Genomic DNA, 10,908 nt, shown 5'->3' on the forward strand with positions numbered 1-10,908 from the left:
GGTGGTACATTTATGATGTACTACAACAAAGCAAACAATAAGCTGACTAGTTTTGATGGCCGCGAAACAGCACCTGCAAATGCAGACGAAACGCTGTTTTTAGATAAGCACGGTAAAGCCGTTAAATGGATTGAAGCTGTAGTAGGCGGACGCTCTGTTGGTGTGCCTGGTATTTTACATGCCTTTGCAAGCGCGCATAAACAATACGGTACATTGCCGTGGGAAGCGCTTTTTAAACCGGCTATTGAACTTGCAGAGCAAGGCTTTGTAATTTCGCCGCGTTTACATGGCTTATTAGCACGCCAGTTAAACCCAGGCGTGCTGAGCATGCCGATTATTAACGAATACTTTTACCCAAATGGTAAATTAATCGAAGCGGGTAGCGTTAAAAAGAATCAACCACTTGCTGATTTATATAAAGACATTGCAAAGCAGGGCATTGATGCATTTTACAAAGGCGAAAACGCTAAACAAATGGTTAATGCTGTACAGCACTCTAAAATTGCCCCTGGTAAATTAAGTGTGCAAGATTTAGCACATTACAAAAGTATAGAACGCGATGCGGTATGTATACAATACCGTGCTTATAACGTGTGTTCTATGGCGCCACCAAGTAGTGGCGGTGTAGCAGTACTACAAATGCTTGGCCTACTTGAGCATAAAGATATGAGCGCACTTAAACCAAATGGCGAAAAGGCGATTCATTACTTTAGCCAAGCTTCGCGTATTGCATTTGCAGATCGCGATATGTACATGGGCGATCCCGATTTCACTCAAGTACCTACAAAAGAGCTTTTAAACAAAGATTACATTGCCTCACGCGCTAAATTAATTACCGAAACAGACCAAAAAGCCGTAGCCGGTAATCCAGTAGGGTACTTAAGTTATGCAATGGATGATTCATACGAGTTACCTTCTACCTCACATGTATCTATTGTCGATAGTAAAGGTAATGCCGTATCAATGACCAGTTCAATTGAAATGGCGTTTGGCTCTACGGTTATGGTTAATGGCTTTATTTTAAATAACCAACTAACTGACTTTTCGTTATCGCCACGTAAAAACGGCAAGCTTGTAGCAAACAGTGTAGAGGCCGGTAAACGCCCGCGTAGCTCTATGTCACCGGTAATGGTATTTAATAAAGATGGCAGCTTACGTTTAATTGTAGGCTCACCTGGTGGTAGTCGTATCATAGATTACGTTGCACAAGTTGTTGTGGGTGTTATTGACTGGAATTTATCAGCACAAGACGCTATTAACTTACCACGTACAACAAATCGTAACGATTACACCAGCCTTGAAAAAGGCACAACCATTGAAGCCATTGCGCCTGCGCTTACTAAACGCGGCCACAATGTACGTATTATTGATTTAAACTCGGGCTTGCACGCAGTTGAAGTTAAAAATAATACCTTATATGGTGGTGCAGATCCGCGCCGTGAAGGTGTTGCGTTATCTGATTTAACTGATAATAACGCCACTATACAATTTTAAATTATGTATAATATGCATGTGGGCAGTGAAGCCCGCATGTATTTTCTCTCAATGGTCTGACTAGCTTAATTGTCGTTGCAATTAAACCTTTAACACTGATAATGACAGATCATAACTTAAGACTCCGTTAAAGCTTGGAAATATGACAACTAATACTGATCCTAACTACTTATATATTCATCATTCTGGCCCTGGCCTAATTGAAACACCGCTATTAAATAAAGGCAGTGCCTTTAGTAAAAAAGAACGCGAAAATTTCAATCTTGCTGGTTTACTTCCTCCTCGCTTTGAAACAATAGAAGAGCAAGTTGAGCGTTGTTATCAGCAGTATTCTAGCTTTACCGACAACCTTAATAAGCATATTTACTTACGTGCGATTCAAGATAACAACGAAACACTTTACTACCGTTTAGTGCGTGATCATCTTGAAGAAATGATGCCAATCATTTACACGCCTACAGTTGGCGACGCTTGTGAAAAATTCTCAGACATTTATCGCAGCGCACGTGGCTTATTTATTTCGTATGAAGATCGCTACCAAATTGACGACATTTTACGCAACGCTACCAAAGGTAAAGTAAAAGTTATTGTTGTAACCGATGGCGAGCGTATTTTAGGCCTAGGCGATCAGGGTATTGGTGGCATGGGTATCCCAATTGGTAAATTGTCACTTTACACTGCGTGTGGTGGTATAAGCCCAGCATACACATTGCCTGTAATGCTTGATGTGGGTACTAATAACGAAAAGCTTTTAAACGACCCTATGTACATGGGTGCACGCCATAAGCGTATTGCTCAAGACGAATACGATGAGTTTTTAGATTTATTCATTAAAGCGGTTAAACGTCGCTGGCCAAATGTATTACTTCAGTTTGAAGATTTTGCACAGCCAAATGCAATGCCGTTACTTAAGCGCTACCGCAATGAAATTTGTAGCTTTAACGATGACATTCAAGGTACTGCGGCTGTAACGGTCGGTTCTTTACTTGCTGCGTGTCGCGTTAAAAATTCAACCCTAAGCCAACAAAAAGTAGTTTTTGTGGGTGCAGGCTCTGCTGGTTGTGGTATTGCTGAGCAAATTATTAGCCAAATGGTTTTTGAAGGTATTACAGAAGCTCAAGCGCGTAGCCAAGTATTTATGGTTGACCGTTTTGGCCTGCTTTCAGAGGGTATGGAAGGCTTACGCGATTTCCAACAAGCACTTGCACAACCGCAAGGCTCGTTAAGTGATTGGACTTACAGCGGTGAATACGCATCACTTCTTGATGTTATGAACTGTGCACAACCAGACATTTTAATTGGTGTTTCAGGCCAACCTGGTTTATTTACTGAGCAAGCTATTCGTGCAATGCACGCCGGTTGTGAACAGCCAATTATTTTCCCATTGAGTAATCCATCTAAGCAGGTAGAAGCGCATCCTGCTGATGTGATTAAGTGGACTGACGGTAAAGCGCTTGTTGCAACAGGTAGCCCGTTTGATCCGGTTGAACACAACGGTGAAATTTTCCCAATCCCACAATGTAACAATAGCTATATTTTTCCTGGTATTGGTTTAGGGGTTATTGCCGCTAAAGCAACACGCATTACAGATGCTATGTTAAGTGTGTCTAGCGAAATGCTTGCAGAGTCGTCGCCGCGTGCAAACACAGGTAAAGGCAGTTTATTACCAGCCTTGACTGAAATTGAAACGCTAAGTAAACGTATTGCATTTGCCATTGCTAAAAAAGCAATCGAGGAGGGCGTTGCTCTTGAGATTACTGATGATGCGTTATGGGCAGCAATCGACAAAAATTACTGGTTACCAAAATACCGTAACTATAAACGTTGTAGTGTTTAATTAGGTTTATACGTAATTAAAAGTAAACAGTGTTGTAGCGCAGTTACAACGCTTAACAAAAAACAGGCAATTGCCTGTTTTTTTGTGCTTGTTCATATTTAATTAACCACGTACGGTGTTTACTTGCTTTTACATAATTAAAGGATCGACTTAATGAAAACACTGACTCTTGTTTTAGGTAGTGCACTGGCTTTAAACGTACTTAGCTTTGATGCACTCGCGGCAGCGACTCCCGATGCTCCTCATATTTATGTTAAGGGCGAAGCGACTCTTACTACAATGCCAGATTACGTACAGCTTAGCGTAGGTATTACCGAAGTTGATAAAGACTTAATTGCAGCTAAAAATAAAACCGACTTAACCATCGCTAAAGCAATTAAGCTCGTAAAAGAAATTGGTGTTAAAGAGGAAGATATAAACGCCGGGCAAATCTCAATAAACCGTGATAGCCAATACAACCGCACTACCGGTAATCAAGAGTTTAAAGGCTTTAAGGTTTCTCGTACATTAACTGTAAAACTTAGCGATATAAATAAATACCCTGAGTTACTACAAAGCTTAGTTAACAACGGTATTAACGAAATTAATCAAACGCAATTTTTAGCAAGCAACTACAACGAGCTGCATAAAAAAGCGCAAAAGTTAGCAATTAAAGACGCACGGGATGCAGCAAAAGAGTTTAGTGAAGATTATGGCGTTGATTTAAAAGGGTTGTACAGCGCGTCACTAAGTCCACTCAATGTGCAGTCGCAACCTTATATGCGCACAGAAAAAGTAATGATGGCTGATAGCGCACCAAGTAACTATGTACCTGATGCCTACCATGCTGGAGAGATTAAAGTAACAGCCTCAAGCTACGCTGTGTACTACATAGATTAAACTTTATTTTTGGTGGTGCTCAAAACGTGCCACCAACTTCTCACCTTGCTCTTGGCTAATACGCGCTATTGAGTTGAGCATATTAGTCACTTCGCGTCTGTCGTATTCATTAGTTACATGTTCATTTATGTCATCAACAATCGCATTTAAATAATTAAATAAACTGTTGCGTGCATCGGTATCTTTATGGGCAACAAACAAAATATTTTTAAATGCCTCAAGCACGTTTGTCATTACGTATGCATCGCCTTTGGCGTAATTACGCAGCGGTGTAAAGTTGTCGTGTAATAACTCATCAAAGCTTGTTTCATGAAGGTACAACAATGGGGCATTATCACTGTGCTTAAACGAGTAGTTAATATCGTTAATTGACAGCCGTTGAATAAGTAAAATACTCAGCATATCAATTGATTTAACCGCAGTACCTGGATCGTTTATGCCCGGGCTCATTGCCTTAACTGCAATTTCTGATATTTGCGTTAACCCATAACGGTAATGATCGCTAATGTACTCTTCTATATAAAAAATAAAGCAGTCGAGAATTTTATTTATCAGCTCTTCATCGTTCGCTATATCTTTATTACATTTTAAAAACGGATAGCCTTTAACTGTAAAATAGCCCTGGTTTACAGATATATACACCTTTATATCTTGCTCTGCCAAAATGGCACACAGCTTATCGGTATGTACGCCTTTATAATACCCTTCTGTTTTACTGCTAACCGAATGCCATTTGCTAAAGTCTGGAAAGTCTTCTACTGGGTTCTCTTGTTGTCTTTGTATTATTGTTTTAATTTCGTTTTTAGTTTGGCTAAACAAGCCATTTAATACGTTATCAACCTGAATGGCGCGAGAGATTGAATGTATAAAAAATACAAACAAACCTAATGAAATCAAGCCAAAAATAAGTGCAAACAACACACCAATTGAAGGAATTGCCGTACTGCCACCATCAAGCTTATTAATATTTATAAGCATAATAATAGAGTAAATTATGCTGCCTAAATAAAACCCCAAAACCATTTGGTGTGATTTACGCGTAATAAGCCCAGGCACTACGCGGGGCGATAAACTCGCACTGGCCGAATTTAAAACAACCATAACCATAGAAAAACTAAAAACAGTTAGCGAAATAATACTCCCTGCTAAGGTGCTTAAAATAGTACGCGCGTTTTCGGCGCTATCAACAAGTACAACCGATATAAACGATTTTAGCTGCTCAATAGGGGCTAAATATTCAACCGACATAGTTATAATGGCAAATACTAAAAAGCCCACTGAAAGCATAGAAGGGTAAAAGCCAATACTGTTAATCATTTCACGGTAACTGTCGGCTACTTTGCGAGGTACAAACATAAAATCCTTATGTATTTTTCTACTTACTTAATACCCTTAGCTTAGCATAGGCATTTATTAAACTTCTGATAATGCTGCTCAAATTTATATGTTATTATCACGCCCACAATAATAAAGCGCATGCTTATGCGATAAAAATAACAGGAAAACGCCGTGATCATTTCAACTTATGCTGCATTACTTGCATTCTTTTACATTTATTTGAGCTTTAACGTAATAAAAGTGCGCCGCGCGGAGCAGATATCACTTGGTGATAATGGTAACGCAACGCTGCAACGTGCTGTGCGTGCCCACGCTAACTTTATGGAGTACGTGCCAATTGCTTTAATTTTACTTTTTTTGGCAGAATACCAAGGGCTTGCTAGCCATTACTGTCATATATTAGGTGGTGCGTTATTAATAGGGCGTGTGTTTCAAAATATAGGCATAGTAGAAAAAAGCCTGAAATATCGCCAAATTGGTACTATTACTACATTTTTAGTGATTATTGTTAGCGCCTTTGTATTGCTAGTGACACGTGGCTAATTAAAGAAAAGTTAATGAGCAAAATATTTATAATAGGTTTACCGCGTACCGGCACTACTAGTGTGTGCCACGCATTTTTAGAGCTTGGTATTACAACAGCGCATACCGCATATACTAATGCTTGTTTTGAAAATGCTAACGCGATTGCCGACACTCCCATATTTAATGACTTTAAAGCGCTTGATATTCATTACCCAGACTCTAAGTTTATTTATTTAGAGCGCGAACTTGGTGCATGGCTTGTATCAATAAAACAGCTTTTAACGCGTATGCACACTAATTTAACCCGTGCAGACGGGGGCTTTAATATTCATATAAAACGTTGTTATTTAAATACGTTTAGTGAGCTTTCGCTTAATAATATTAGCGACGATAGTTACTTAGCAGACTGTTATAAAAAACATTTTAATGATGCTCAAACGTACTTTAAGAACCGTGACAACGATTTTTTATCCATTGATATAGCAAAACCTGATAGCTACAAAAAGCTATGCGATTTTTTAGCGTTAAAAAGTGATAAAACTGATTTTGAAAAAATGAATATGGGCGGCAAAGTTACCGCGTGGAACGATATTAAACACCCGTTAAAAGTTGAATCTACGGCTAAAGGGCGCATAGATAAATTACTGCCTTACAAGATTTTTTAAATCAAATACGTTAAAATCCCCACATTATTATTTAAGTTGTACAGAACATGTTTGAATTAAAATACCACACCCCATTTGAATGGACCGAAGTTGTCCTTGCTGACTTTAATACTTTTTTACAAGATCACGCCGCTGCAGAAAAAAAAGCATCGGGTATGGCTATGTCTATGCTTTCGCATTACCCAGACAAACGTAAATTAGTAAAAGCTATGACCGACTTAGCGCTAGAAGAATTAATACATTTTAAACAAGTACTTAAATTGCTTTTAGAGCGCGATGTAAACCTAGGTGACGACAAAAAAGATCCGTACATAAAACAAATACGTGCACTATTTAGACACGGTCGTGATGGTTTTTTAATGGACCGATTACTGGTTGGCGGTGTAATTGAAGCACGTGGCCACGAACGTTTTTCTTTAGTTGCACAAGCGCTTCCTGAGGGTAAAGAAAAAGACTTTTATGTTGCGATTGCCAAGTCAGAAGAAAAACATAAAAACCTATTTGTAGAACTAGCTTACGAATACTTTGAAAAAGAAGAAGTTGATGTTCGTCTAGAAGAGCTGCTTATAGCTGAAGCTAAAATTTGTGAAAGCATTCCGTTTACAGCCGCTTTGCATTAATTAAAACTAGCGCAGAGCTTATTTTACTCGCTTTGCGCCATACACTTCTGCTCTTATTTCTTTGTTAATCTCTTCATGAATCATTGATTTGCAATTTGCGAATCAAAATAATAAAAAACACGTTCATACATCTTAATCCATTGATTATAAAAACAAAAACCATTGGCCTCATACTTGCTATCTATATAGTAAGCAAATTGAGGGAAAGGCTTATGTTAAAATTTATTTTTATACTATTACTAATATCTTTTACCGCTATGGGCAGTGAAAGTCATTTAGATTATATAGAAAATGCAAATGGTGAGCGGGTACAAAAAGTATCGCACTTGGTTAAATGGACGCATACTCGCTTTGTGTTTACCCGTGATATTTCGCGTATAGCACTAGGCCACGAAACAACGCTTGATGTGAACGTGGTTAATGGTCGCGAGCTACTAATTTTAGCTAAAAAGTTAGGCCGTACATCTATGATGGTGTGGTACGACGATAAAAGCTCGGAAACATTTTTACTTGGCGTAACCGAAGACTATAGCGTACTAGAAAATGCCTTAAACGATATTCACCCTGACGTGCAGTTAACCATAGCACCTGATCGCCATGCTGTTGTATTACGTGGTGAAGTACCTACTATAAATTATCGTCATGCCGCTTATGAAGCTGCAAAAAACTACCTTTATGCCAGTAGCTCACAAGCATCACAACCCGTTATTACCTCAAATCCTAACCAAGGTATGTTTAATTCACTTGCTCAACGCTTGCAAGGATTGGGTAACGCAAACGGCGGTAGCTCTCAAAATTCGAGCAAAGTCGCTATTATTAATTTAATAAAAGTAACTCAAGCACCTAAGCCAAAAGAAGAACGTATTAGCGAAGTGATTAAATCAATGGGCGCAGATAAAGTGACCATTAAACGCATCTCGGTTGATGAGTTATCAAATGACGACAACGATGTGTTTTTACTTTCTGGCTCTGTAAAAAACCAGATAGAGCTAGTGCGCTTATTAAATACAATTAATAAATTATTCGAACCAGAGCAAGCATTACAAACTCAGGGATCTCCTCTTGATCCTAATAATTTAATGGGCGGCGCAACGCAGGATAAAAGTTCAGGTATTGAAGTACTTGCCAACGAGTCGGGCGGTTTAATAAATGATGCTACCTCAGGATTAAATTTAAGTAATGTAAGTTCAAACATTGCAAGAGCAACGTTGCTTTCAGTGGCTGGCGGTAAAGTTTTGTCGAGCATTGAAGTTGAAGATTTACCGCAAGTGCGTGTATCGGTGCAGCTATACGAAGTAAATCAACGTAGGTTAAAGCAATGGCGCCCAGATATTAGCGTGCTCTCTAATGGATATGAAAAAGAAGCGGGCTTGTTTGGTCGTGACGGTATGACTAATCGCGAATCTGGCTCTGCAACAATAGAAAATGCGCTGCAATTAATTGGTGGTCAATTAACTAATAACTTACAGCTTTCAACCTCACAGTTTGCCATTGATATGTTGTTTTCATTACTTGAACAAGAAGGTATTTCTCGAACGCTTTCTCGCCCTACAATCACGGTTTTAGCCGGTGAAAGTGCCGTGTTTAAAGTCGGTGGTGAAGTACCTGTACCTACAAGTTATAGCCCATCTGGAATTACAAGCGGGCAGCAAGGTAGTAGTGGGTCGGTGTTTAGCGGTACAGAATTTAAATCATTTGGAGTTGAATTAAATGTACGCGCCATGGTTGACGACAAAGACAGAATAACACTTGATCTAAACCCAGTAATTTCATTACCCGATACCACGTTAACCGCCGAAATTGCACAAAGTACAGGCAGCAGTTTAAACAGCAGTGCATTTAATACACGCAGCATGCAAACATCAACGCGTTTAAAAGACGGACAACCTCTTATTATTGGTGGCTTAATTAGCACTGATAACAATGCAAGCCACGACTTTGTACCTGATGGCAACGGCAATAGCATGCTAGGAAAGTTAAGCGAAACAACCAGCAAAAGTGAAAACAACCGCGAGCTTATAATTGTTGTAACTCCAAACCTGGTGCGTGAGCCAATTAATACATTACGTTCGTGGGAGCAGGCAAATATAGACACCCAGGTACTTAGCTATATACAGGAGCAAGGGCTATGAAAATATTTTATATTATTTTACTTCTTACTTTATCGGGTTGCGCTCATATTGATTACAAGCCAACAGTAAATCCTTACAACGCGTTGGGTGACATAGTTAAAAAATACCAATTAAACGCCCAACCATTAAAGTGCGAAGGTATTAATGCAAGTAACTGTTTGAACCTAGTGCATGAGGTGAATCAGTTAATGCTTGAACACCCCGATAACACGGCAATACTTTCAATATCGGCATATGTACTTTATAAAAGTGGCCGTGCTAATCAGTCTCAACAGGTTATAAACACTCTGCTTAATAAAGCTAACCCGCCGTTAAACGCAATTACTTTAGGGGTTACGTTAGCAATAGAGCAAGGTAATTTAGCTAAAGCAAAAAGCATTGCTCAATACGGCGTCGATGTTTTTGGTACACATGCTTCACCATACTTGCAAATGGCCTCTATACATTATGCCCAGGGCAGTTACGTTATAGCTTCAAACTACTTAGAGCTTTCGGTTAAGTTTGGTTTAAATAGCACCGCCTATTTTTACCATAAAGGGCTAATTGAAGAAGCTAATACCAATAATTTATTGGCCTGTGGCTATTATGAGCAAGTTTTACGTGCAGAACCCACGCATAAAAAAGCACTTGCTAGGCGCGGTAAACTCTCTGTTTTAGGTAATTGTTATTCTTAAGGCCTTCGGGCCTTTTTTTATACCTAAAATTTGGCATTATTAAGGAGCCAAAACCACTTTATTATTTATCAACAATACAAGTAAAGCTTACGCTAATCCTACGTTTTATACGTAACCTCACAAGACTGCTTTTAATATTTACCCCTTACACTATCCATCAGTTTTAATAATACTTTCAATAACGTAAACCTAGCATTATTTACCTAAAATATTTTTAATATTGATTTGCATTTTGCAAATCAAAAATGAAAACATCTAATAAACAACAACCATTAAAAACATAACCAACTGTATTTAATGGTTATTTATAGATGGCATGGTCCTCGCAATATGTAAAGTGAGCATAAGCTCTTCTAATTTAAAGGCTACGATTATGAAAACTATTAAACATAACTTAAATAGCAAAAAGCAAAAAGGTTTTGTACTAACGTCAGAGCTAATCATTCTTTCTACTTCAATGGTAGCAGCACTTGTAATTGGTTTATCTACATTACGTGACTCGGTAACCAGCGAACTTGAAGATGTAGCTGAAGCAATTGGCTCACTTGACCAAAGCTATGTATTTGACGGCATGATTAACGCCGAAGGCACAGCTGAAGTGTCTGGTTCTGGGTTTGTAGATTCAGTTGATGTGTACGCAGGCGATGGCAGTTCATTCACTTTTGTTGCATCAGACTTTAGTGAAAGTGCCGCACTTGTTAATGCAACACCAAGTGGTGATGCTGCAACGCGTACAACGGCAGG

Annotated in this window: 10 protein-coding genes; 9 read left to right on the plus strand and 1 reads right to left on the minus strand. The window is 38.9% G+C overall.

The features are described from left to right. From ggt to L654_RS0122055, 3 genes are all read left to right on the plus strand, one after another. A partial coding sequence (ggt, locus tag L654_RS0122045; RefSeq protein ID WP_024609057.1) for a gamma-glutamyltransferase occupies window positions 1-1,494 on the plus strand: 1,494 nt, incomplete at its 5' end. Between the two features lie 142 nt (window positions 1,495-1,636). After that, window positions 1,637-3,331 carry an NAD-dependent malic enzyme gene (locus L654_RS0122050; RefSeq protein ID WP_024589383.1) on the plus strand — a complete coding sequence of 565 codons (1,695 nt, stop codon included), beginning with the start codon at window positions 1,637-1,639 and terminating at the stop codon, window positions 3,329-3,331. Window positions 3,332-3,484: 153 nt separating this feature from the next. Beyond that, window positions 3,485-4,210 (plus strand): SIMPL domain-containing protein, encoded by a 726-nt coding sequence (locus tag L654_RS0122055; protein WP_024609058.1) that lies wholly within the window; start codon window positions 3,485-3,487, stop codon window positions 4,208-4,210. 3 nt (window positions 4,211-4,213) lie between these two features. Here L654_RS0122055 and L654_RS0122060 read toward each other — a convergent pair whose 3' ends face one another. Continuing rightward, the gene (locus L654_RS0122060; RefSeq protein ID WP_024589381.1) at window positions 4,214-5,566 is read right to left on the minus strand and encodes a DUF2254 domain-containing protein; all 1,353 of its coding nucleotides are present in this window, start codon (window positions 5,564-5,566) and stop codon (window positions 4,214-4,216) included. A gap of 153 nt (window positions 5,567-5,719) precedes the next feature. Here L654_RS0122060 and L654_RS0122065 point away from each other — a divergent pair, with 153 nt between their 5' ends. The 6 genes from L654_RS0122065 to L654_RS0122090 all read left to right on the plus strand — a co-directional run. After that, on the plus strand, window positions 5,720-6,091 hold the full coding sequence (locus tag L654_RS0122065) for an MAPEG family protein (RefSeq protein WP_024609059.1): 372 nt from the start codon (window positions 5,720-5,722) through the stop codon (window positions 6,089-6,091). Between the two features lie 14 nt (window positions 6,092-6,105). Beyond that, the gene (locus L654_RS0122070) at window positions 6,106-6,738 is read left to right on the plus strand and encodes a sulfotransferase (protein ID WP_024609060.1); all 633 of its coding nucleotides are present in this window, start codon (window positions 6,106-6,108) and stop codon (window positions 6,736-6,738) included. A gap of 47 nt (window positions 6,739-6,785) precedes the next feature. After that, window positions 6,786-7,358 (plus strand): tRNA-(ms[2]io[6]A)-hydroxylase, encoded by a 573-nt coding sequence (locus tag L654_RS0122075; protein WP_007586685.1) that lies wholly within the window; start codon window positions 6,786-6,788, stop codon window positions 7,356-7,358. Between the two features lie 212 nt (window positions 7,359-7,570). After that, window positions 7,571-9,490, plus strand: a complete 1,920-nt coding sequence (locus tag L654_RS0122080) for a pilus assembly protein N-terminal domain-containing protein (RefSeq protein ID WP_024609061.1) — start codon at window positions 7,571-7,573, stop codon at window positions 9,488-9,490. Continuing rightward, complete coding sequence (locus L654_RS0122085; RefSeq protein WP_024609062.1) at window positions 9,487-10,164, plus strand: hypothetical protein; 678 nt, start codon at window positions 9,487-9,489, stop codon at window positions 10,162-10,164. The genes L654_RS0122080 and L654_RS0122085 overlap by 4 nt, the downstream gene beginning before the upstream one ends. Window positions 10,165-10,537: 373 nt before the next feature. Continuing rightward, window positions 10,538-10,908, plus strand: a 371-nt coding sequence (locus L654_RS0122090; protein ID WP_024609063.1) for a hypothetical protein, incomplete at its 3' end; no start/stop codon positions are given.

Origin of the sequence: Pseudoalteromonas sp. TAB23 (genome assembly GCF_000498075.1) — a bacterium.
GTDB lineage: Bacteria > Pseudomonadota > Gammaproteobacteria > Enterobacterales > Alteromonadaceae > Pseudoalteromonas > Pseudoalteromonas arctica.

What these genes read in the sequence shown, in the direction of transcription:
- L654_RS0122050 (WP_024589383.1), top strand. Translation starts at nt 1,637, where the DNA reads ATGACAACTAATACTGATCCTAACTACTTATATATTCATCATTCTGGC.
- L654_RS0122055 (WP_024609058.1), top strand. Translation starts at nt 3,485, where the DNA reads ATGAAAACACTGACTCTTGTTTTAGGTAGTGCACTGGCTTTAAACGTA.
- L654_RS0122060 (WP_024589381.1), bottom strand. Translation starts at nt 5,566, where the DNA reads ATGTTTGTACCTCGCAAAGTAGCCGACAGTTACCGTGAAATGATTAAC.
- L654_RS0122070 (WP_024609060.1), top strand. Translation starts at nt 6,106, where the DNA reads ATGAGCAAAATATTTATAATAGGTTTACCGCGTACCGGCACTACTAGT.
- L654_RS0122075 (WP_007586685.1), top strand. Translation starts at nt 6,786, where the DNA reads ATGTTTGAATTAAAATACCACACCCCATTTGAATGGACCGAAGTTGTC.
- L654_RS0122080 (WP_024609061.1), top strand. Translation starts at nt 7,571, where the DNA reads ATGTTAAAATTTATTTTTATACTATTACTAATATCTTTTACCGCTATG.
- L654_RS0122085 (WP_024609062.1), top strand. Translation starts at nt 9,487, where the DNA reads ATGAAAATATTTTATATTATTTTACTTCTTACTTTATCGGGTTGCGCT.